At 55.2% G+C, this 23,944-nt stretch carries 18 protein-coding genes; 3 read left to right on the forward strand and 15 right to left on the reverse strand.

Annotated features, from left to right (window positions below):
* Positions 1-40: 40 nt before the first annotated feature.
* The 7 genes from ispG to J2125_RS05480 form a co-directional block, all read right to left on the reverse strand.
* Positions 41-1,162 (reverse strand): flavodoxin-dependent (E)-4-hydroxy-3-methylbut-2-enyl-diphosphate synthase, encoded by a 1,122-nt coding sequence (ispG, locus tag J2125_RS05450; protein WP_017803181.1) that lies wholly within the window; start codon positions 1,160-1,162, stop codon positions 41-43.
* A gap of 40 nt (positions 1,163-1,202) precedes the next feature.
* Positions 1,203-2,228 carry a cytoskeleton protein RodZ gene (gene rodZ / locus J2125_RS05455; RefSeq protein ID WP_017803180.1) on the reverse strand — a complete coding sequence of 342 codons (1,026 nt, stop codon included), beginning with the start codon at positions 2,226-2,228 and terminating at the stop codon, positions 1,203-1,205.
* Positions 2,218-2,952, reverse strand: coding sequence for a type IV pilus biogenesis/stability protein PilW (gene pilW, locus J2125_RS05460; RefSeq protein ID WP_017803179.1), 735 nt, complete (start codon positions 2,950-2,952; stop codon positions 2,218-2,220). Before pilW ends, rodZ begins: the two co-directional genes overlap by 11 nt.
* A gap of 99 nt (positions 2,953-3,051) precedes the next feature.
* A complete protein-coding gene (rlmN, locus tag J2125_RS05465; protein WP_017803178.1) occupies positions 3,052-4,218 on the reverse strand; it encodes a dual-specificity RNA methyltransferase RlmN in 1,167 nt (388 codons plus the stop codon).
* Positions 4,219-4,410: 192 nt separating this feature from the next.
* Entirely contained in the window at positions 4,411-4,842 is a 432-nt protein-coding gene (gene ndk / locus J2125_RS05470; protein WP_017803177.1) for a nucleoside-diphosphate kinase, read from the reverse strand.
* A 187-nt stretch (positions 4,843-5,029) separates the two neighbouring features.
* Positions 5,030-7,351 (reverse strand): peptidoglycan glycosyltransferase PbpC, encoded by a 2,322-nt coding sequence (gene pbpC / locus J2125_RS05475; protein ID WP_017803176.1) that lies wholly within the window; start codon positions 7,349-7,351, stop codon positions 5,030-5,032.
* A gap of 42 nt (positions 7,352-7,393) precedes the next feature.
* On the reverse strand, positions 7,394-12,373 hold the full coding sequence (locus J2125_RS05480) for an alpha-2-macroglobulin family protein (protein ID WP_017803175.1): 4,980 nt from the start codon (positions 12,371-12,373) through the stop codon (positions 7,394-7,396).
* Positions 12,374-12,635: 262 nt separating this feature from the next.
* Here J2125_RS05480 and sseA point away from each other — a divergent pair, with 262 nt between their 5' ends.
* The gene (gene sseA, locus J2125_RS05485; protein ID WP_017803174.1) at positions 12,636-13,484 is read left to right on the forward strand and encodes a 3-mercaptopyruvate sulfurtransferase; all 849 of its coding nucleotides are present in this window, start codon (positions 12,636-12,638) and stop codon (positions 13,482-13,484) included.
* A 49-nt stretch (positions 13,485-13,533) separates the two neighbouring features.
* Here the strand turns inward: sseA and sseB are convergent, their stop codons facing one another.
* The 5 genes from sseB to trmJ form a co-directional block, all read right to left on the reverse strand.
* On the reverse strand, positions 13,534-14,316 hold the full coding sequence (sseB, locus tag J2125_RS05490) for an enhanced serine sensitivity protein SseB (protein WP_017803173.1): 783 nt from the start codon (positions 14,314-14,316) through the stop codon (positions 13,534-13,536).
* A gap of 89 nt (positions 14,317-14,405) precedes the next feature.
* The gene (gene pepB / locus J2125_RS05495; protein ID WP_026111992.1) at positions 14,406-15,692 is read right to left on the reverse strand and encodes an aminopeptidase PepB; all 1,287 of its coding nucleotides are present in this window, start codon (positions 15,690-15,692) and stop codon (positions 14,406-14,408) included.
* A 277-nt stretch (positions 15,693-15,969) separates the two neighbouring features.
* Positions 15,970-17,151, reverse strand: a complete 1,182-nt coding sequence (locus J2125_RS05500; RefSeq protein WP_017803171.1) for an IscS subfamily cysteine desulfurase — start codon at positions 17,149-17,151, stop codon at positions 15,970-15,972.
* A gap of 155 nt (positions 17,152-17,306) precedes the next feature.
* Complete coding sequence (iscR, locus tag J2125_RS05505) at positions 17,307-17,804, reverse strand: Fe-S cluster assembly transcriptional regulator IscR (protein WP_017803170.1); 498 nt, start codon at positions 17,802-17,804, stop codon at positions 17,307-17,309.
* A gap of 175 nt (positions 17,805-17,979) precedes the next feature.
* Positions 17,980-18,708 carry a tRNA (cytosine(32)/uridine(32)-2'-O)-methyltransferase TrmJ gene (trmJ, locus tag J2125_RS05510; protein ID WP_017803169.1) on the reverse strand — a complete coding sequence of 243 codons (729 nt, stop codon included), beginning with the start codon at positions 18,706-18,708 and terminating at the stop codon, positions 17,980-17,982.
* A gap of 122 nt (positions 18,709-18,830) precedes the next feature.
* Between trmJ and suhB the strand changes: the two genes are divergently transcribed.
* The gene (suhB, locus tag J2125_RS05515) at positions 18,831-19,634 is read left to right on the forward strand and encodes an inositol-1-monophosphatase (RefSeq protein WP_017803168.1); all 804 of its coding nucleotides are present in this window, start codon (positions 18,831-18,833) and stop codon (positions 19,632-19,634) included.
* A 38-nt stretch (positions 19,635-19,672) separates the two neighbouring features.
* Here suhB and J2125_RS05520 read toward each other — a convergent pair whose 3' ends face one another.
* The gene (locus J2125_RS05520; RefSeq protein ID WP_209499473.1) at positions 19,673-20,671 is read right to left on the reverse strand and encodes a nickel/cobalt transporter; all 999 of its coding nucleotides are present in this window, start codon (positions 20,669-20,671) and stop codon (positions 19,673-19,675) included.
* Positions 20,662-21,270 (reverse strand): DUF1007 family protein, encoded by a 609-nt coding sequence (locus tag J2125_RS05525; protein WP_040462557.1) that lies wholly within the window; start codon positions 21,268-21,270, stop codon positions 20,662-20,664. The genes J2125_RS05520 and J2125_RS05525 overlap by 10 nt, the downstream gene beginning before the upstream one ends.
* 180 nt (positions 21,271-21,450) lie before the next feature.
* On the opposite strand from J2125_RS05525, the gene csiE reads away from it, so the two are divergent.
* Positions 21,451-22,719, forward strand: a complete 1,269-nt coding sequence (csiE, locus tag J2125_RS05530; protein ID WP_026111990.1) for a stationary phase inducible protein CsiE — start codon at positions 21,451-21,453, stop codon at positions 22,717-22,719.
* On the opposite strand, the gene J2125_RS05535 is transcribed toward csiE, so the two are convergent.
* The gene (locus tag J2125_RS05535) at positions 22,705-23,862 is read right to left on the reverse strand and encodes a 3-phenylpropionate MFS transporter (protein WP_017803164.1); all 1,158 of its coding nucleotides are present in this window, start codon (positions 23,860-23,862) and stop codon (positions 22,705-22,707) included. The genes csiE and J2125_RS05535 overlap by 15 nt on opposite strands.
* Positions 23,863-23,944 lie beyond the last annotated feature (82 nt).

Raw genomic sequence — 23,944 nt, forward strand, 5'->3', positions numbered from 1 at the left:
CCTGACCGTCATCTTTCGACAGACAGGCTGAGGCTAATGATTATTTTTCGACCTGCTGCACGTCGATACGCTGACTGGCGTCGAGCATCGAGGCCTTGGCGCGAATACGCGCTTCCAGCTGATCGATCATATCGTCGTTATCCAGACGCTCGCGCAGACGCACGCCATCTTCATAAAAGCCACTTTTCTTATTGCTGCCAGTAACGCCAAGGGTGGAGACCAGCGCCTCACCCGGACCATTGACCACACAACCGATAATCGAGATATCCATCGGCGTGATGATATCTTCCAGTCGCTGTTCAAGGGCGTTTACCGTGCCAATCACATCAAATTCCTGACGTGAACAGGTCGGACAGGCAATAAAGTTAATCCCGCGTGAACGGATGCGCAGTGACTTCAGAATATCAAAGCCGACTTTCACTTCCTCAACCGGATCTGCCGCCAGCGAAATACGCAGCGTATCGCCAATCCCTTCGGCCAGCAGCAGGCCAAGGCCAATCGCCGATTTTACCGATCCGGCGCGCGCGCCACCCGCTTCGGTGATCCCGAGATGCAGCGGTTGCTTGATCTGTTTCGCCAGTAAGCGATAAGACTCAACGGCAAGAAACACGTCGGACGCTTTTACGCTGACTTTAAACTGATCAAAATTAAGACGATCCAGATGATCAACATGACGCATAGCGGATTCCAGCAGCGCCTGCGGCGTTGGCTCACCATACTTTTCCTGCAGATCTCGCTCCAGCGAACCGGCATTGACGCCGATGCGGATCGGAATATTGTAGTCACGCGCGCAATCAACCACCTGGCGAATACGTTCGTTATTACCGATATTTCCCGGATTGATACGCAGACAGTCAACGCCATATTCAGCAACTTTCAGCGCGATGCGATAGTCAAAATGGATATCCGCCACCAGCGGAACATCAACTTGTTGTTTAATCAGTTTAAAGGCTTCTGCCGCGTCCATGGTAGGCACGGAGATGCGCACAATATCGGCGCCTACACGTTCCAGGGCTTTGATTTGACTGACCGTCGCGGCAACATCAGTGGTGCGCGTATTGGTCATGGACTGAACGGCGATCGGAGCGCCATCGCCCACCGGCACCTTGCCGACGTAAATACGTGTAGATTTGCGACGGATAATGGGTGCTTCGTTATGCATATTCTTTCTCCACAATCACTCGAGACCAGAAAAAGATGCGTTATTGCGCACCGATGGTCAGGCGAGCAACCTGGTTGCTACGGATAAAACGACCCAGATCAACAGGTTTACCCTGATACTGAATCTGTACTGCGCTCGGCGCACCAATCTTCACACGATAAGGTGCAGTACCGGCAAGACTAAGTTTACCACCACCACGCTGCATGCCGCTGAACAGTTTTTTACCTGCTGAGTCGGTGACTTCCAGCCAGCAATCGGCATTAAACTCCATCACCACCGCATTAGGATCAACTGCCGGGGTGTTCACCCCGGCATTGCCGGTAGGCAACTGACCGTTAGTTGCCTGACCGTTAGCCGCAGGCGTTGCGGCATTATTGATCGGCGCCTGGCTCGGCGATACGACCTGAGCGGCAGAATTAGCAGCCGGTGTGACACTGGTCGCAGGCGCCGGTGCGTTAGCACCCGCCGCCGAACCATTGGTTGCCGCGCTGTTGCTGTTCGCCGCGGCAGAACTGCTGTCAGCTGGCGCAACAGGCGACTCAGTCGCGCTGTCGTTCGCCGAGCTGCTGTTGTCGGTCAGGGGGATAGACTGACTGTTATCCCCTTCTGCGGCGGAGTTCTGGTCCGCCATCGACACCAGATCATCCTGCGCCGCTTTATGGTTTTGCCACCACCATGCGCCCGTCAGACCGACTACGACAAACAGAACCAACCAGGTGAAAATCATCAGCCAGCCATCACGTTTTTTACGACGCTTGCCGAGTGAGAAGCTCTGCATCGGTTCAACTTTTGCTGCACGAACCGGTGCCTGTTTGGCCATCATGGGCAGCAGCTCCTCTTCCGGAACATGCACCAGACGAGCATACGAGCGGATATAACCACGCAAGAAGGTCGATGCGAGATCGGCAGGAGACTTATCGTCCTCAAGATCGCGCACGGTAGAAAGTTTCAGGCACAGACGCTCAGCAACGTTCTGCTGGGTCAGTCCCATTGTTTCACGGGCTACACGCAGGCGTTGGCCCGTGGAATTTACTGCAGATTTGTCTTCAGTGGCTTCAGTATTCATTAGCTAAAAAATGCTGGTGCTGTATCGATTGTGGAAAATTTCGCGCCAGTTGCGTGCCATAACGCTCAATATCAGCACTACGCTTAACCAACGCGGCGAAACGAATCTCTAACCACAAGCTCTCTGCCGAAGCAGGCAAGCTGTGTTGATACACATCTAACAAGAGCCGCGACTCAGCACGTTCTCCCTTTCCAAATCGCTTTTCGGCTTCAGCCAGCACAGGCGCCCCTTTTTGTCCGTCGGCCTGAACCGCCAACAATAATGACCGCTTTGCCTGCTCAAACTCTCCAGCGTTCAGATAGCAGTAACCGGCATTCTCAAAGCTATCTGCTCTGGCTCCGGGCTGCGGCAGACGTTGTGCCTGGCTAAACTGCTGTTGTGCCGCATCATACTGCCCTAAACCGCAAAGAAACGCACCGTAATTGTTAACGACAAAACTATTTAACGGTGCAAGATTTAGCGCCCGATCATAACGCAGTTGCGCCAAAGAGTTATCGCCGGTCATCTGATAAAGACGGGCCATAGCCAGCTGCACCCGATAATCCTGTGGCAGTGCGGCTTCGGCACGTTGCAGATTACGTTGCGCGGCCGCAATATCGCCGCGCGCAAGGTATTCCAGACCAAGCTGAAGTCGCGTCTGCGCTGAGGCATTTGTCGCCTGGTCAGTGACACAACCACTTACAAGAAAAGCACTCAGCAACGCGCACTGTAATCCGTTACGCATACATAACGTCTCCCTGATGTTATGAAGCCTGGTATGTTACTCCAAACACAGCAAGCCAACATCAGAGAAATTGCTGAAAAAACAATTCAGTCTCAACTTTCAGAGCGCTTTCACAGAAATTTCTTCACCGGCCATTTTTTTGCGCAGCGTTCGCTTGGTACGGTCAACCACATCACCGGCTAACTGACCACAGGCGGCATCGATATCATCGCCACGCGTTTTACGCACAATAGTGGTAAAGCCATAATCCATCAGCACTTTGCAAAAACGGTCAACGCGGCTGTTGGAACTGCGGCCATATGGCGCTCCCGGGAAGGGGTTCCATGGAATCAGGTTGATTTTGCACGGTGTCTCTTTCAGCAAAGCCGCCAGTTCATGGGCATCATCGGTACTGTCATTGATATGATCCAGCATTACATACTCAATGGTCACGCGGCCCTGATTAGCATTTGATTTGCCAATATAACGCTGTACCGCCGCGAGGAAAGTGGCGATATTGTATTTCTTGTTGATTGGCACGATTTCATCGCGAATTTTATCATTCGGCGCATGCAGAGAGATCGCCAGCGCGACATCAATCATATCGCCCAGCTTGTCGAGCGCTGGCACCACACCGGAAGTCGACAGGGTCACACGGCGCTTGGACAGCCCGAAACCAAAGTCATCCAGCATAATTTCCATCGCTGGCACCACGTTGTTCAGGTTCAGCAGGGGTTCGCCCATGCCCATCATCACCACGTTGGTGATCGGGCGCTGACCGGTGATACGCGCTGCGCCAATAATTTTCGCCGCACGCCATACCTGGCCAATAATTTCTGAAACGCGCAGATTACGGTTAAAGCCCTGCTGCGCGGTGGAGCAGAAGGTACATTCCAGCGCACAACCGACCTGCGAAGAGACGCAAAGTGTGGCGCGGTCTTTTTCCGGAATGTAGACGGTTTCAACCAGCTGATCACCAACGCGGATCGCCCATTTAATGGTGCCATCTGCTGATCGCATCTCTTCCGCCACTTCTGGCGCGCGAATTTCGGTCAGCTCTTTCAGCTTACCGCGCAGCACCTTGTTGATGTCGGTCATCTCATCGAAATCATCGCTGCAATAGTGATAAATCCACTTCATCACCTGATCGGCGCGGAAAGGTTTTTCACCAATGGAGCTAAAAAACTCACGCATTTGCTGGCGATTGAGATCGAGCAGGTTGATTTTTTGTTTTGGCTTGACGGCTACAGGCGTTGCGGACGACGGCGTCACAATAAGTTCTGACATAATATTCTCTCGCCTCGTTATTACACGTTATGGCGTTGGGGGATGAATGATAAAAAAAGAAGCGCCCCTGATGAGCATGCTCAACGGGGGCGCATTATTGTACAAACATCATTAACGGGATGCCAGTTATCGGGCTAAAGCGCAGCAATAAATTTGTAAACTTCGCTTACCGCATGGCAATCCCAACACGAATTAACGTGTGCGCGGGCAGATTTCGCCTTCGCCAAAGAAGAACGCGATTTCACGGGCTGCAGACTCAGCAGAGTCAGAACCGTGAGTAGCGTTTTCAGTGAAGCTGTCAGCGTAATCAGCACGCAGAGTACCAGCCAGAGCGTTTGCCGGGTTAGTGGCGCCCATCAGGTCACGATGACGCTGAACGGCGTTTTCACCTTCCAGCACAGAAACCACTACCGGACCTGAGGTCATGAATTCAACCAGGCCATCAAAGAATGGACGACCAGCGTGCTCTGCGTAAAAACCCTGAGCCTGTTCAGTGGTCAGGTGCAGCATTTTAGCTGCAACAATTTTAAAGCCAGCGCTTTCAAAACGGTTGTAGATTGCACCAATTACGTTTTTTGCCACCGCGTTCGGTTTTACGATGGAAAAAGTACGTTCTGTTGTCATGTTGACCTCTGTAATTAACTTCCAGTTTAAGCCGGAGAGAAAGAATCTGGCTTCCGGCCCGAGAAAATGGCGGCGATTATAGGGGCGTGGCCAGCTATTGCCTACCTAAGATTCAACAATTCTTTAAAAAACTTTGATCGCCGTCGCGACAAACCGGTCGCATTTGCTGTTCAGAACCTGTAACAGCTTACTCAACTGTAAAAGAGGCGGTCGCTACCTGTCCACCTTCATCCAGTATCGTCAGCTGATATGCGCCCGGCTTTTCGAAAGATAACGCCTGTGATTCTGCACCACGCTGCTGCTGCAGCGGTGTACCGTTGAGGAACCACCAGCGTTGGTTTCCCTGGCCTCCCTGCACGCTGGCGGTGATCGCCAGACGTTGCTGCCCCGGTAAACGATGCAAAATCTGGCCATCACGCAGTCCGGTTAAAATCAGAGGAACCGTATTACCGGCACTGAGTGGCGGACACTGCGCATCAATCACAGGCAGGCGACTGGCGCGCCTTTCTGCTTGCGGCAACCAGGGCTCCAGCGGCAACGGCCATAATATCAGCGTTTGCGCCTGCGCCCCGCTACAGTCTGACGCCACACGCTGCCCCTGAGCGTTTAGCCAGATCGGCTGTTGCAGACCCGATACGCCTTCCTGTCCCGGCGCCAGCAGCGTCGGCGGCACGGTATTGTTCACAATCCAGCTCTGGCGACGCTGGCGACAATTGCTATCCCCTGGCGCCAGGCTTTGTCCGCCGGGCCAGCAGATGGTTGCGGCGCTCACCGAAGCGGGACGCGGATCGCCCGGTAAAACTGGCCCACGCAAACCCGGTGATGACATCAGCAAATGATGGACCTGGTTTAACACTGGCACCGCGCTGGCATAGCCATACTGACCGGCAACCGGCGTGCCATCAGGGCGCCCTACCCAGACACCTATCAGATAGCGCGCATCGATCCCCACTGCCCAGGCATCACGGTAGCCATAGCTGGTACCGGTTTTCCACGCCAGCGGCACGGTCGCCGATCCCTCGCCATCAGGCTGTGGCTGCGCTTCACCGGCCAGAATGCGGCGAATCACCCACGCCGCCCCCGGTGAAAGTAAACGGCGCTCCTCCAGTTTCTGCTCCGGCAAAAATCGCAGTGCGGCAACATTCCCCTGGCGCGCAAAGGCGCTGTAAGCTGACACCACCTCATCCATTCTTGTCCCGGTGCCGCCGAGCACCAGCGAAAGGTTCGGTTCCACCGCCGCTGGAAAGCGCAGATTGATCCCGGTATTACGCAGCGCGGCAGCAAAACGCTTCGGCCCATAGGCATCCAGTAACTGTACCGCCGGCAGATTTAACGATCGTGACAGCGCCTCGCTGGCGCTGACCGGACCATGAAAACCACTGTCAAAGTTCCCCGGGCGGTAATCGCCAAAACGGCGGGGTACATCCTGCAGCAGCGACTCGGCATGAATCAGTCCATCGTCAATCGCCAGACCATAGACGAAGGGTTTCAGAATCGATCCTGGCGAACGCACGCTGCTGATCATATCGACATGACCAAAGCGGCTGTCGTCATTAAGATCGACCGAGCCCAGATAGCCGCGCACTTTCATGGTGGTGTGATCGACCACCAGCAAGGCCAGCGAGGTACGCGGCGGCAACTGGTTTTTCCAGCCCGCCGCCAGCGCTTCCAGCTGACGCTGCAACGATGCATTGAGGGTGGAGGTCACCTTTTGCTGCGCAGAAGCCGTCAGCAACCGCCTTGCCAGCAGTGGCGCCAGTTCAGGCATCTGCCGCGGCGCCAGCCACACCGGCTCGGCAAACAGTTCAGCGACCTGCTGCTTCGGCCACACCTGATAGTCAATCATGCGCTGCAACACTTTATTGCGCGCAGCCTGCGCGCGTAACGGCCAGCGATCGGGGCGCAAGCGGCTGGGAGCCTGCGGCAGTACCGCCATAAGCGCAGCTTCACTGCGCGTCATCTGCGCCGGTGATTTACCCAGCCAGGTCCAGCTTGCCGCACCGATGCCCTCAATCATGCCGCCAAAAGGCGCGCGATTAAGGTACAGCGTCAGGATCTCTGACTTCGACAGATGCCACTCCAGCTGCAAGGCGCGCCAGATCTGCAGCAATTTACCGCACCAGGTGCGCGGTTGCGGATCGATTAAGCGGGCGACTTGCATGGTCAGCGTACTGCCGCCGGAAATAATGCCGCCACCGCGAATATCCTGCCAGGCGGCGCGTAAAATGGCGAGAGGATTGACCCCCGGATGCTGCCAGAACCAGCGGTCTTCATAAGTCAGCAGCGCCTCAAGATACCAGGGAGAAACGTCCTCCAGAGTAACCGGATAGCGCCAGATACCGTTGCGATCGGCAAAACGCCACAGCGGCGTACCATCTTCCGCCACCACCACGCGCGCAGGTTCAACCTGTTGCAGCGGCAATGGAGAGAGCCGATCAGCCAGCAGCAGCAGGATGATGAGCATTAACGGCAATAACAGCCAGCGCAAAACGCGAAAAGGTCTTTTCATCTTCAATTGAATGGCGCCCGACAGCAGGCCGGGCGCCAGCTTTTAACGCACGTTCAGGCGGCCGGGGGTAACACCCAGCGCACGCCATTGCGGCACATACATTGATTCAACCTGCGGTGCAGGAACCTGATAACTGCCCGGCGTCACTGCGCGCGCCAGATAGAGCAGCGTCACCGGACGATAGCCATCAATATCCACCGCTGCAACGAAGCGATCGTCGCGGAATTCCAGATGTTTAATACTGGCCTGTTGCATATCGCTAATCGACTCCTGCACATCAGCCGTACTGTCAGCCAGGCTGGCGCTGCTGTCGCTCAGGTTCTGGTTTTCCAGCTCCAGGCCAGCGGGCAGCAGGTCAACAACCAGCGCATCAGGAACGCGTTCACGCGCGGAAACTTTCAGCTGCACCAGCACCAGCTCTCCACTTTTCAGGTTTGCCAGCGACTTCTCTTTACCATCCAGCCCCAGATAACTGCGACTGATTTGCAGATTATTACTGTATGGCTCCGGTGCGCTTTGCGGATAGCCCACTACGTCCAGACGACCATACAGCGGAGCGCTGCCCGGATTGGTTAAACGGACACCTTCTGCCAGCTGCGTCGCTGACAGCACACCGGTATAGGTTTCCTTGCCGCTGAGCGGCGGAGTCTGGTCGTTAAGCACCGCCTGCCAGCTCTGGCCCGTGGAAGAGATCAGCACCTTGCCTGCAAGGAACAGGGCATTGTTCTCCTGCGTGGAGAGCCAGCGCTTACCGTTAAGCTGCTGCGACAACCTGACCAGCAGCAGATCCTGCTCGTTGATCAGCAGTTTATTCTCCACCAGCAGATTCAGGATCATCGCATTATCCCGCAGCGTGCTGCCGTAATCCCCAAGCCAGTAACTGTTGTCCGTACGACTGGTATCCATGCCCTGATTGATTGCGTCACTTCCGCGCGGCACGTCGCCCATCAGCCTGAGCGCGATACCCAGCTGCACCAGCGGCAAGCCTGCTTTAGCGCTGGTTTTATTGTTATACAGCGTACGCAGCGCGCCTAATGGCGCTTTTTGCTGACGCGCTAATACTAATGCGGCGTAGGCCTGCACGCTGAAGCGAGAAGCGGCGGTGTCGCTGCTGTAGTAGACCTCAATCTGATTAGCATCCTGCAGATAGCGCAACAGACGCTGATTAGCACGATCCAGCACTGTCTGCGGTACGGTATAACCCTGCTCACTGGCGCGAATCAGGAAATCGGTGACATAAGCCGTCAGCCAGAACTCTTCCTGACTCTCTTTGCCCCATAAACCAAAACCGCCGTTGAGACGCTGCATGCCGGCCAGACGATCAATACCAACATCGATCGATTCCCGACGGGCGGCATCACTGCTGCCTTTGATTCCCAGCGCCATCAGTTGCGCATGATTGGTATATAGCGACGGATAGAGCCCACTGACCGTCTGCTCAAGACAGCCATAGGGATACGCATACAGTTCGCGAATATAGCGCGCAATATTCAGCGGCGGACGGCCGCCAATCGCCAGCTGGCCTTGCAGCGTGGCTGGAGCCAGTCCGCTTAACGCTTCTGCAGGCACATTCCAGGGTTGGTCACTGCGGACCACCGCTTCAAAGTTACGCGTCTCCGCAGGCCATGCCGGCCGCACACCGATTTTCCAGCTCTGATGAACCGGCTTCACGGTTTCCCCCGGCAGATTCAGGCCGGTTATCTCAGTGGTAATTTCGCCGTCACCAAAACCGCTCAGCGCGCTGACCGGCACCAGCAAGGTGGTGCGTTCTCCTGTTTTCAGCGAAACAGTCTGCACCGCGCCATCATCCAGCTTGACCAGCCCCTGCGCCGCCAGGTTTATCTGCAAGGTTTGCGGCAGGCCGGAAAGGTTAGTCAGATCCAGCGCCAGACGCGCGCTATCGCCGCCAGCCATAAAGCGCGGGGTAGCCAGTTCACTAATCAGCGGCGCCGCGACCACCAGCTTCTGCTCACCCTGGCCAAAACTGTCGTCGCTCCACGCCTGCGCCATCAGACGCAGTTCACCATTAAACTCCGGTATCGGCAGTTCGACGCGGCCTTCGCCGTTAGCATCCAGCGTGACCGGCAACGCCTGCTGCGCCACAATATTGACGTGAGTGACCGGTTTCTGACCGCCACGCGCCAGCGGGTCATTTTCATCGCCGTCACCACCAAAGCGTAACGTCGCCTGGCGTCCCAGCCCTTCAATCAGTTGTCCGTAGACATCATATTGATCGGCGTTATAGCGCTTACGGCCAAAGAAACCGTTAAAGGGATCTGGCGTTTTATAGTCGGTGATGCTTAATACGCCGCTATCTACCGCCGACAACAACAGCTGAATGTTTTTCGGCACTGCGCCGCCCTGACGCGCCGCTTTCACTTTCACCGTCAGTGTCTGGTTTGGTCGAATTTTTTCTGGCGCATCAAGCGCGAGTGTGAGTTTGCGATCGTTATCCGCCAGCGGCAGATGCAGCAGCCCGACCGCTCGTTTTGGTGTGGCGCCTTTCTCTTTTTCGCCTGGGCGAATGACCAGTGCGCTGAGATAGAGATCGTGTCGACGCCACTCCTGATTAACCGGCACTTCAACATCGAGTCCACCGGCTGGCACATCGATTTCCTGCCACCATAAAGGGCCATTGCTGGACTCCAGCATCAGATAACCTTTGCCTGCTGCTGGTGCTTCAATATGTACACTGGCCTTTTCGCCTGGCTGATAAGCTGGCTTATCCAGTTTAAGTTTTACCTGATCCGGACGCAGTGCTCCGCTGCCTGCGGTATTATCCTGCCAGCTGTAACCAGCCCAAAAACGCACGCTGCTGAGGACGTTATTATCGGCCGTGCGCACTTCAAGGCGATAGGAGCCCCAGTCAACCGGAAACTCCACGCGTGTCGCGCCATCGGCGGCCAGTACAATTTGCTGCTGATCCTCGATCAGGTCTTTCTGCTCATAGCGCGACTGCCAGCCTTCGCCATCGGAGAAGCTCCAGTAATAGTCGCGCCGTTCGCGCACCAGACGCACATCAACATTCTGCGCCGCCAGCTTTTCACCGCGCGCATTGGCCAGCAGAATATCAAAGGCGGCATGGCTGCCCTCTTCCACCATCGGCTGGCTGTGATAGCTGTCGCTACGGTAGTCATAAACATCTTTATTGCCAAACAGCGGGCGGATCCCCGGCAGCGCATCTGCGGGCCAGATAGCCTGAGTAATGCGACGGGTCACCGGACGGCCACCGCTCTCCAGCAGGCTGGCCTGCATAATCACATTGATCGGCGAATGGACATCCTCCCAGCTTGACGGCACTGACACCGCCGCATCACCCTGCGCATCCAGCGTCACATCCAGCTCATCAAGGCTGCGTTTTAAGCCATCTTCATTGATATCGCCAAACTGATAACCTGGCAGCGCAGTAACAGCGTCGCGATTGGGACGTAAATAGAGCTGGCCCTGCAAGTGATTACCAGCGGCAGGCGCGCCATACAGATAGCGGCCGTTAATCTGGAAAGAGAGCTCATCAGTGGGTGACAGTGGATGATCGGCGGCTTTCAGTGACAGCGCCATACGTTCCGGCAGAAAATCCTCCACATTAAAACGCCAGCTGCGCGGACGGTCGTCACCTGTATTGACCCGCAGCGTCCAGCCACCGGTAGCCGCAGATTCCGGCAGGTTATAGCGATATTGATAAAGACCGTTCTCCGGTTGCCACACCTGAGTGCGGACCACCTCACCATCCGGCTTAACCACCTCCAGCTTGACGGGCTGCGGCGGCTGCGGTTTTCCGTCGGCATCGCGCAGCAGGGCATTTACGATGACCGTTTCACCAGGGCGATAAAGATCGCGCGGACCAAAGATAAACAGTTGCTTGTCATAGCCTTCCGGACCCGCAATCGCGAACTCCGCCAGATCCAGCGCCGGGCGACTGAGATCCAGCAGCGTGGTTTGCTGATCTTTAGTGGCCAGCAATAGTTTCGCTTTGCCGGATGATTTTAACTGCGCATGTCCCTGCTTATCGCTGGTGGTTTGCTGCAGCGTTTGTCCTTTTTCGTCCAGCAGGGTCAGTGTAATATCCGACAGCGCCGCGCCATTTTCCAGGCTCTGGCTAAACACATCCATCTGCGTCGGGAACTGATGCAGCGACAGGCCAATATCACTGAGGGTAAACAGGGTTGCAGCGTTACTGTAGCTGTAAGATCCGGCTTTTTTCATCACCGCCAGATAGACGCCAGGCTGTTTAAAGGCTTCGATATCGCTCAGCGGCAGCAGCATTCTTTCACGGGTATTACGCGCAGGATTGAGATCGAAACGGCCGCTGTAAACCAGATCCGCTTTATTCAGCAGCTCATCCGATTGCCAGCTTTGCAGACTGTTGCCGTACTCCCAGGAAGAGAGAAAGGCGGGCAGAGAAGTGGGTTTAACCCGAAAGAAATCCACATCCACACTGTTTACGTTTAGTGCCAGGATTGGTAACCCCTGAATAACGCGCGCAGGCAGCAAAGAACCGCGGCTGGCAAATCCTACCATCGGCTGCACATCACGCGTGGTGATCTCCTGCTCGGCTGCGCGCTCCAGTGCAGCGCCATTGAGCGCTGTCAGTCCGCTATCCACGGTGGCGATCAGCTTGCGGTTCGGCTCCAGATGGCGAAAACGCAGCTCGCGCTGATTTGCCGACAGTTCCCAGCCGCCGTCAATCGCGCCGCTTTTACTGTCCACCAGATGCAGTTTCTGCGCGAAGTTTTGCTTATCATCCAGCGCCACCGAGAAGGTCACCACCAGCGTACTGGCGCCATCCAGTTGCACCTCAGAGATATCCACGACCTGCAGCGGTTTTCCTTTATCGCGTTCCGCTTCCGCCGCGCGCCGGGCATCGCTTAAACCGTTCTCCGCCACCGCGCCGCTACCTGAAGGCGTGGCGCTTTTTTCTGCCGATATCGCAGGCTGCGCTTTTTTATCATTATCATCGCAACCTGACAGCACGGTCAGCGCCAGTAAAGCAGCCACCGCGAACCTGTTCCCCAACCCTTTCATACGAACTCCATGGCATAATAGCCTGCGAAATGAGAACAACATTATGGCGGCAAACGCCCCAAAGTGACCAACTAATTTGTTATTTTGCGAGCGGTTACACAGCAGCCAGCTTATTTGCAGTTAACGATCTAATATTCTTCGAGGCATCTCGTAAATTTCATTAAAGATCATCCGCATAATAGAAATTTTCTTGTGGTGTCGCCAGAGATCGTCGACACTCAAAGTCAGCACTTCTACGATACAGACCTATAACGAGGCCGCGATGACAACCTCCTTCTTTGTAACTGCCGACTGGCTCGCCGAACACCAGATTGAAAATGATGTCCAGGTGATAGATGCACGTATGCTTCCTCCTGGTCAGGAGCTGGTGCGTGATATTAAGGCCGAATATCTGGCGGGCCATCTGCCTGATGCGCCCTTCTTCGATATTGAAGCGCTCTCCGATCACACCAGCCCCTATCCGCATATGATGCCGCGCGCGGAGAGTTTTGCGGTGGCGATGCGTGAACTGGGCATCAGCAGTGATAAGCATCTGGTGGTTTACGACGAGGGAAATCTGTTTTCCGCGCCGCGCGCATGGTGGATGCTGCGCGCCTTTGGCGTCGCTCAGGTATCGATTCTGGCGGGCGGCCTGCAGGGCTGGAAACAGGCGGGCTTACCGCTGGCTACTGGCGAAGTCGTGCTGCCGGAAGGCGAGTTTGACGCGCAGTACGATGCTGACCTGGTGCGCCGGGTCACGGATGTGCTGCTAATCAGCCATGAAGGTACAGCGCAGATTGTCGATGCGCGCGCCGCAAACCGTTTCAACGGCGAAGTCGATGAGCCGCGCCCGGGGCTGCATCGCGGGCATATACCCAACAGTCTTAACGTGCCGTGGAACGAACTGGTGGTCGACGGCCAGCTGAAACCAGCGGCGGAACTGGAAGCAATTTTCCGGCGTCATGGCGTCGATCTGGCTAAGCCAATCGTTGCCAGCTGTGGTTCCGGAGTGACGGCGGTAGTGCTGATTCTGGCGCTGACGACGCTGGGCGTGACAAACGTGAAACTGTATGACGGCTCCTGGGGGGAATGGGGTAGCCGCGACGATTTACCGATTAAGACTAACGTCTGAGGCAAATGTCTGAGGCAAACGGCCGGGCACGCCCGGCCAGTTTATCGTACTAATTGACCTGCTTAAACTCACGCAGGAAACTGCCCCAGCGACGCTCATAAAACGGCGTAATATGGGCGGTAAAGAAATGGCTGATGCCCTTGTCGCCTTCGACAATTTCGCAGATATCTACCGGTTCATCTTCCAGTAAAGTGTCAGTCGCCACACTGCCTGCCGCACGAATAATCGCATCAATATTACTGTCAGCCTCAATACCAATCAGCAGATTCGCTGGCTGATCCGCCGACTCTTTGATATGCGCGACATAAGCGCGACGTACCTGTTTATGTTTAGTAAACAGCTGGGTCAGCGAATCGATAACCTGCGCCGGTGGCTCTGCAATTTCAGACAGCAACAGTGGCGTACCGCCCTCCAGTACCGTTTGCTGACTCAGCGCATCCCCACCCTCGCCCAGCAACCTGGCGATTTCACTCGGTGAAAACTCTTTACCGGCAGGCAGTTTGGGATTGAGAAACAGAGTTTCGCCCAGCGTCATCTCAAACAGCGTACGGACTGGCATAATCAGATACGCCTGCTCGTCACTGACAGCCTGCTGCATGGCTTCAATTGAGGTGAAGAAAGGGATAATGCTGGCGCCGTCCTCTTTCTCCCAGTGACGTAGATCAACGGCGGCGCTGGCGTCCAGTTGTCCGCTAGCGCTGGCTTCAGTGGCGCTTTCACCCGGCACCCAGACGCTGGCGCTCATCAGCAGCTCAAAAAACTCAGGCCGATGCGCAGCTTCAGTGGCTGCCAGTTTCAGCACCTCTTCAAGGCGGTTATTCGTTTGATTCATGGTTTGATTCCGGGCATTGATTTGCCGGGGCGGCAATGTCTGCTGACGCCCCGCTACCACAGGGCCGGATTGCTCCGGCCCGTTTCAGCTTATTTTAATAACAGGTTGGCAATAGTGCGTACGCCCAAACCGGTGGCGCCAGCAGACCATTGATCGACAGCGCCTTTGCGGTAGGTGGCGGAACAGTCAATATGCAGCCAGCCTTTCTGATAGTTTTTGACGAAATGCGACAGGAAACCAGCAGCAGAGCTGGCGCCAGCGGAATGTGCAGGACTGGCGATATTATTCAGATCGGCAAAGTTCGATGGCAGATGGCCACGATGGAATTCAGCCAGCGGCAGACGCCAGAATGGCTCGTTTTCACTTGCCGCGCTTTCCATCAGTTTGCCTGCCAGTTGATCGTCGAAACTGAACAGCGCGTGGTAGTCATTGCCGAGTGCAGTTTTCGCTGCACCGGTCAGGGTGGCTGCATCAATTAACAGCTCAGGATTCTGTTCACTGGCATCAATCAGACCATCCGCCAGCACCAGACGCCCTTCGGCATCGGTGTTCATCACTTCAACGGTTTTACCGTTGCGATAATGGATAATATCGCCCAGCTTAAATGCATTGCCGCTGACCATATTTTCTGCGCAGCAGAGATACAGTTTCACGCGCTTCTGCAGACCGCGGGTAATCGCCAGCGCCAGTGCGCCAGTCACCGTTGCCGCGCCGCCCATATCGGATTTCATCGAATCCATAAAGGCGCTCTGCTTCAGGCTGTAGCCGCCAGTATCAAAGGTGATGCCTTTACCGACCAGACAGGCATAGACCGGTGCATTTTCATCGCCGGTTGGATTGTAATCCAGCGCCAGCAGAGCAGAACTGCGCTCTGAACCGCGACCCACCGTGTAAATGCCCATATACTTCTGCTCACGCAGATCTTCGCCTTTGGTGATGCGATAGCTCACCTTGTCGCCGCCAACATCACTTAGCAAATCAACTGCGCTACGCGCCAGCTGGGATGGGCTCAGATTGTCCGCTGGCAGGTTGATGGTGCTACGCACCCAGTCAACCACCTTCAGACGCGCATCGAATTCTGCCTGCTCGCTGTCATTCAGCGCGGCCCACTCAACGGTGCGCTCGCCCTTAGGGCCGCGATAGCCCTGCCAGAATGCCCAGCTTTTTTCTAAATCCCAATCGGCGCCGCTGAGAACCACTTTGCGGATGCCCTGGCCATCAATTTTGCGCGCTGCGCGCTGAATGACCGCCAGCGGATCGTTACCATTCAGATGAATTGTCATGCCACTGTCATTACTGCTGAGGATCGCTTTTTCGCCCCAGCGTGCGTCTGCCGCTGCCGTTGACAGGGTGATATTCATTGCTTCTGTTGTCATCGCATGGCTCCTTGTTTTTTTATCTTCAATTTGTCGTAAAAATCATTAGCTCCGGCGGCATTAAAGCCGCCGCGCCACCCGCTGTCAGGTGAGCGAACCATGGGGTGATATCGGCAAAAAACACCCTGTATGGATCGGTAGCCAGACAAGCATCATACAATGCCTGAGCAATTTGGCGACTGTCAGTCTGATTAAGTGATCATTTTATTTCTTCAGATGTAAAACGGGCCGAATAAAAATCCGGCCCGTTCTGCTTCTGCGGCATAGATCACCGCTCTCAGACGGCTTTATGCATTTCCCATTGCGGAGAAAGATCGCGCAGACGGCTGATTGATTGACCAATCAGCGCAATGGCGTAGTCGATCTCTTCTTCAGTAGTAAAACGACCGAGCGAGAAACGGATCGAGCTGTGCGCCAGCTCATCATCAATGCCCAGCGCGCGCAGCACGTAGGAAGGCTCCAGGCTGGCCGAAGTACATGCGGATCCGGAAGATACCGCCAGATCCTTCAGCGCCATAATCAGTGATTCACCTTCAACGTAGTTAAAGCTGACGTTGAGAATATTCGGCGCGCCCAGCTCGATATCGCCGTTCAGGTAAACTTCTTCGATATCTTTAATGCCCTGCCACAGACGATTACGCAGCGTGCGCAGACGCGCCATTTCACTGCTCATCTCTTCTTTAGCAATACGGTAAGCTTCGCCCATACCGACAATCTGGTGCACCGGCAGGGTGCCGGAGCGCATACCGCGCTCATGGCCTCCACCGTGAATTTGCGCTTCCAGACGGATACGCGGCTTACGGCGGACAAAGAGCGCGCCAATACCTTTCGGTCCGTAGATTTTGTGCGCCGAAAAAGACATCAGATCCACCGGCAGCTGGCTCAGATCAAGCGGCAGCTTGCCCACACTCTGCGTGGCATCAACATGGTACAGCACACCGCGAGCATGGCAGAGTTCGCCTATGGCGGCGATATCCTGGATTACACCAATTTCATTGTTAACATGCATAATGGAAACCAGAATGGTGTCGTCACGCATCGCCGCCTCAAGGGCCGCCAGATCAACGATGCCATTGCGCTGCGTATCAAGATAAGTGACCTCGAAGCCCTCACGTTCCAGCTGCGCGCAGGTATCCAGCACCGCTTTATGTTCGGTTTTGCAGGTAATAATGTGGCGGCCTTTCTGCTGATAGAACGTCGCCGCACCTCTGATCGCCAGGTTATCAGATTCGGTAGCGCCGGAAGTAAATACAATTTCGCGCGGATCGGCGCCGACCAGTTCGGCGACCTGGTTACGGGCGATATCCACCGCCTCTTCTGCCTGCCAGCCAAAACGGTGCGAGCGGGAAGCCGGGTTACCGAAGGTGCCATCCATGGTCAGAAACTGCATCATTTTCTCCGCCACGCGCGGATCGGCAGGGGTGGTAGCAGAGTAATCCAGATAAATCGGTAATTTCATTGCGCCATAAGCTCCGTACATCGCTTCACTGTTAAATACTGCTGATACTGCTTTCTGTTTTTTTACTCTCTTCACCGCCAGGTGAAAAGCACAAATGCTTGCGGCGACCGAAGTCGCCGCATTAATCGCTTATTAACGTATGTCGTCGCGTGTGATTACGCGCGCAGATTAACGTTAATCGTTTCCTGCATACGGCCGTGCGGTAAGCGACGAGCTTCAAGGCTGTTCTGACGGTCAGCAACATCAAGGATTTCCTGATTATTAACCAGCTCAGCCAGCGTAATGTTATTCAGGAAATCACTGATACGCTCACTCAGATCGCGCCACAGTACGTGGGTCAGACAGCGCTCACCGCCCTGGCAACCCTCTTTACCCTGACACTTGGTCGCATCAACAGATTCATCAACCGCCGTAATCACTGCGCCAACCGCGATCGCACCAGAGTCTTTACCCAGCAGGTAACCGCCGCCCGGGCCACGTACGCTGGACACCAGTCCATTTTTACGCAGACGGGAGAACAGCTGCTCCAGATAGGAGAGAGAGATCCCCTGACGTTCTGAAATATCTGCTAACGGCACTGGACCATCGTGAGAGTGCAGTGCAACGTCAAGCATGGCGGTAACGGCATAACGGCCTTTGGATGTCAGTCTCATAACTTTTGCGACCTCGGTTAGACCCCAGTTGTCGGGGGCTGTTAACAAAAAGTGATGAGGCAAGTCTGACATTCCTGAGTGTTTTGGTCAACTATTTAACCGAGTAAAACACTCAAGTATTATTCTTATCGGAAAAATGCCATAAACTCTGACAAACTCCTTACGAATTAAGGTGTTATTTTTCGCCCCTGGTTTTCTCCAGTGAAGAGAACATGCCGCGCAGGATATTTAACTCGTCTCTTTCCGGGCGTGCGCGGGTATAAAGCCGGCGCATTTTGCTCATTACCTGACCAGGATTGGCCTCACGAATAAAGCCGCTGGCCACCATTAACTGCTCCATATGCTGATAGAAACGTTCGAGGTCGTCGACCAGCGGATAAGGCGATTCAGTAAACGCCGGCTGTGGCGCTTCCTGCGATTGCAAAAATGCCATCCGCACTTCATAAGCGATAATCTGCACCGCCATCGCCAGGTTCAGCGAGCTGTATTCCGGATTCGCGGCGATCGCCACATGATAGTGACACTTTTGCAGCTCTTCGTTAGTTAAGCCGACACGTTCGCGACCAAATACCAGCGCCACCGGCGCCTGCTGGCCTTCCTGCACACTTTTAATTCCGCATTCACGCGGATCCAGCATCGGCCACGGCAGCGAGCGTGAACGCGCGCTGGTACCGACGACCAGACGGCAACCGGCAATCGCTTCATCAAAGGTATCGACGATTTTGGCATCGCCAATTACATCACTGGCGCCAGCGGCGAGAGCAATAGCCTGCGAATCAGGTTTTACCAGCGGATTAACCAGATAAAGATTGGTCAGGCCCATGGTTTTCATCGCGCGTGCGACGGAGCCCATGTTGCCGGTATGAGAGGTTTCAACCAGTACAATACGAATGTTCTGTAGCATAAGAATTCAGGGGGTCAGTGAGATTATTGCGTGATACTAACATAAATGCAGGACATTTTCCGAACTCCCTGCTATACTCCGCGCCGTTTTCCCCGTTCTTTAACATCCAGTGAGAGATACTGATGCATCCGATGCTCAACATCGCCGTGCGCGCTGCGCGCAAGGCCGGAAATTTAATTACCAAGAACTATGAAACCCCGGACGCAGTTGAAGCGAGCCAGAAAGGCAGCAACGACTTCGTAACCAATGTTGACCGCGACGCTGAACGCCTGATTATTGAGGTGATTCGCAAATCTTATCCGCAACACACCATTATTACTGAAGAGAGTGGTGAGCTGGCGGGTGAAGACCAGGATGTGCAATGGGTTATCGATCCTCTGGATGGCACCACCAACTTCATTAAACGTTTACCACACTTCGCCGTTTCTATCGCCGTACGCATTAAAGGCCGTACCGAAGTCGCCGTGGTTTACGATCCAATGCGTAATGAACTGTTCAGCGCCGTGCGCGGTCAGGGCGCTCAGCTGAATGGCTATCGTCTGCGTGGCAGCAATTCGCGCGATCTGGAAGGCACCATTCTGGCTACCGGCTTCCCGTTCAAACTGAAACAGCATGCTACCCCTTACATCAATATCGTTGGCAAACTGTTCTCCCAGTGCGCGGACTTCCGCCGTACCGGTTCAGCTGCGCTGGATCTGGCTTACGTTGCGTCCGGTCGTGTTGATGGTTATTTTGAAATTGGCCTGAAGCCATGGGATTTCGCTGCCGGTGAACTGCTGGTGCGTGAAGCCGGTGGTCTGGTGACCGACTTTGTTGGCGGCCACAACTATCTCACCTCAGGTAATATCGTTGCAGGTAACCCACGTGTGGTGAAAGCCATGCTGGCGACTATGCGTGACGAACTGAGTGAAGCACTGAAGCGTTAATCTGCTTCTGACAGGCCGGTTAATACCGGCCCGTCGGCTTACAGAATACGCCTGATCCCACCCGAAATAGCTGGCTGCGCGCTCTGCCAGAGCATCACGCCGGCAATAATCAGCAGCACACCACCCAGTAAGCCAACACTCTGCAACGCCACTTTTTGCCAGCCTGAAGGTGTAGCCGCACGACTTAATCTGCTCGCCAGCGCCCTTGAGGTCTGCACCAGCAGCGCCATCGCCGAGACCGTCAGCGCGGTGCCTGATGCCATCGCAATCGCCGATAACACGCCCCAAAAATAAACCCCAATCACTTTCGCAAACAGCAGCATCATCAGTGCGCCGGAACAGGGTCGCAACCCCATCGACAGCACCACAACCGCTTTCGTTTTCCAGCCCACCACCTGTGCCAGCTGGGCATTATCGGGCACATGCTGATGACCACAGCCGCAATTTGCATGATGAAGATGATCCGCAGGACGGATTGCAGTGATCGTTGCCTGCGGTAACGGGCGCAGCAGCCGCCATAACTGACGCAGCGCGCGCAGACACAGCCAGGCGCCAAGCGCCATTACCATCAGATAACTGCCCTTCTCCAGCCAGTAACTGCTGAGATGCAACTGGCGCGATGACAGCTTCAGCACCACCAGCAACAGCGTTACCAGTGCAATCGCCATCAGCCCCTGCACCACTGCGGCAGCCAGCGTCAGTTGCAGGCTGGTTTTGACTTTCGTCGGATGAGTGGCGAGAAAAGTGGCGATCACCACTTTGCCATGGCCGGGACCGGCAGCGTGCAGAATGCCGTAGATAACGCTGAAACCCAGAAGTGTCAGCCCGGCCTGATGTGGATTGAGTTCAACCTGCTGCAGTAAGGCGGTCATCTGCTGATGCAGCGCTTTCTGCCACAATACGCTCTGCAATAATAGCTGCGGCCACTGTTGCCACAGCCATAACCCGGCGCCCGCCAGCAACAGGGTTGCCAGCAGCAGCGGCGTGGCGCTCAGCCAGCGACGCGTCGGTTTCCGGCTGGCAAAGCTTACTGACATACCAGCGTCACCGTCTGGGCAAACTGGCGGCCAAGATCCATCTCTTCCGCTGGCGCATCGGCTTTATCCAGCGACAACGCATAAGCCTGCATCGAGGCATCCGGCTTTGGCGTTTTCAGGTTGATTTTGCACTGATTTTGCAGCGTCTGCGGCAGTTGCAGTGACTCCTCGTCATCGTAAAACATATCGACAAAGTAAGTGGGATCAAAAGTCATAAAGGTATAAGTCTGTCCGGTTAGAGGTTGTGGCTCAGCCAGTGGCAGGACAAAAGTTAATACCGCCTGATGCCCTTCACGCGCAAGATGGTATTCGGTCGGTAAATTATCAAACTTCACCCGCTGACCGTTATGCCAGAATTCACTGAAATAGTGCTGACCCAGTACGTTGGCCATCACTTCCGCCGCCAGTTTTTTCCACACTACCGAATCAGGCTTTGCATCGCCGGCATCGTACAGCAGATCTGACGAGGTAATTTCATCCATCTTCCACACCATATGCAGGCCATTCAGCATGCCGGGCTGCTGGCTGACCAGCGTGGTTTTCAGTGAAATAAAACTGTGTGGATGCGCCGCTGCCAGCGGCGAAATCAGGACCATCATAAAACCAAGGGTCCGGCGCCACACAGTGTTATAATGTAACAAATTCTGCTTCATCTGCCTTCCTGAGAAAAAATTCTGTGACCCGCTTACAACGTCTGAACAAAAAACCGTGACTTACCAGTTAATGTCACGTTTGTTGACTATTCTTAGCTCTGTTATGACCAACTGGAATAGTGAATGATGAGTGATGGGCCACCAACAGCACCTCTGTTCTCCAGTTCTCAGCGTCGTTGCCATCTGCTTTTAGCGCTTTATCTGCCTGATACTGCCGTCACCCTGGATTCCCTGAGTCTGCTAAATGGTGTTGACCAGCATCTTGTCCGGCAAGATATAGCGGAGGTTGGTGAAGAAATCCAGCGTTACCATCAGCTTGATATTCACTCTCACCCGGATGGCAGTTTGCGGCTGCGTGGCGCTGAGCTGGATCTGCGACTCTGCCTGCTACACTGGCTGCGCCGTGCATTGCGGCTGTCACCGGCTTTTGTCGAACAGCAATTTGCCCCGGCAATCCGACAGTGGTTACGCGCCTGCAAAATTGAAAAAGCGGTATATGACGAGAAGAACTTGCAGGCGCTGATTCAGCATTGCGGCACGCGGCTGAATCGCAGCTTTACTAGCCGCGATCGTCAGCTGTTGCAGCTGTTTATGCAGTTTTCACTCTGCCAGCACAGTTATGCTGACTTTACTCCCGCTCAGCAACAGTGGCTGGCAGCCAAAGCCGAGCGGCTGGCGGCAGAAGAGGTGATCCGTCACTGGCAAAAGCGCTGTAAATCCGCGCCGCATCCCAACGAGATCGATTTTTATGCCCTGCTGTTCAGCATTATTCATGCGCCAGATATCGACACCATTGAGCATGAAAATGAACGCCATCTGCTGCAATCTGTGCAGTTACTGATCCAGCGTTTCCAGACCCTGTCCGGCATGCATTTTAATGATGAGGGAGGACTTACCGGCCAGCTGTATACCCATCTGGCGCAGGCGCTCGATCGCAGCCATTTTGCCATTGGCATTGATAGCAGCCTGACGGAAGAAGTTACGCGGCTCTATCCACGCCTGCTGCGCACCACGCGTAGCGCCATCGCGCCGCTGGAGAACCATTATGGCGTCAGCTTTTCGCCGCAAGAGTCCGGGCTGATTGCGATTATTTTTGGCGCCTGGTTGATGCAGGAGAGTGCAATGCAGGAGAAGCAGGTGCTGCTGCTGACCGGTGATAACGAAGTGCTGGAACAGGAAATTGAGCTGCAACTGCGCGAAATGACGCTGCTGCCGCTGAATATTAAATATCTGGATATGTATCAGTTTCAGCGCGATGGCGCGCCAAAAGATACCGCGCTGGTGATTACGCCTTATGCCACCCCACTGCCGCTCTACTCACCGCCGCTGATCCACGCAGAGTTACCTCTGAGTGAGAAACAGCAGCGGCGTATTCGCACGCTACTTGAGGCCTGAGGGTTTCGCCGCAACGCCAGGCCGCAGAAACAGAGCCGGAAGCGCCACCAGCGCCATCACCCAGAACAGCTTGCCTTGCAGAACCGGAAACAGCAGGCCGCAAACCATCGTCATAATCGCAATGCCGCCCCCCATCGCCAGCGCAGAGTAAACTGCCTGCAGACGAATCACTTCGCCCCCTTCACGCGCGGCAATAAAGCGCATTGCCGCCAGGTGGCAAATGGTAAAGCTGCCACAGTGTAAAATCTGCGCCACAATCAGCCATGGCAACGCCGTTGTGGCGCCCAGTAAGCTCCAGCGCACCAGCGCGCAGATGCCGGACAGCAGCAGCAGATCCCGCGCGCCCCAGCGGCGGAACAGACGTCCACTGGAAGCAAAGACAATAATTTCCGCCACCACGCCCAGCGACCATAAATAGCCGACGGTGCTGGCGGAATAGCCCGCTTCCTGCCACCAGATGGCGCTAAAGCCGTAATAAGCGGCATGCGCTCCCTGTAGCAGAGTGACGCAGAGCAAGAAGCGCCAGACCGCATTTTCACGCAACAGCGTGCGCCACACCTGCCAGCCCGCGTGCTGTTCCTGTTTTAGCGCGCCGTGCGGCATCACCGCCGGTCGCAGCATCATACCGATAAACAACGTGACGACACCGCCGCTAAGCAATAACAGAATCGCCTGCACCGACCAGGCGCTGACCAGCACACCGGTCAGGGCGGAACTTACCACAAACGCCAGCGATCCCCACAGACGCACCGGGCCATACACCAGCGCAATCTGGCGTTGCCAGGTGGCGGCCAGCGCGTCGCTGAGCGGCACTAACGGCGAGAAAAACAGGTTGAAACCAATCATCACCAGCAGCAGCCACAGCCACTGATGGCTAAACCAGAAGCCGAGTACAAACAGCGCGGTCATCAGCGCCAACAGACGCAGTGCGGTGACCAGTTGTGCAGGATTTTTGACCTGAGAGGCGATCAGTAAACTACCGACAAAGCGCGCGATCATCCCGGCGCCGAGCAGCAAGCCAATTTTCCTGGCATCAAGCCCGGTATCTTTTAGCCAGACGGCCCAGAACGGCAGATAGACGCCATAAGAGAAGAAGTAAGTAAAGTAAGCCAGGCCCAGCCAGTACGCAGAACGGATTGCCATATTCCCTCCGACAATGAGGGCGATACTCTGGCAGAGAAGGGATTAAGAAGCAACTTTATGCCAGGCAGAGGGCCTGCCTGGC

This window comes from Winslowiella toletana (assembly GCF_017875465.1).
Taxonomy (GTDB): domain Bacteria; phylum Pseudomonadota; class Gammaproteobacteria; order Enterobacterales; family Enterobacteriaceae; genus Erwinia; species Erwinia toletana.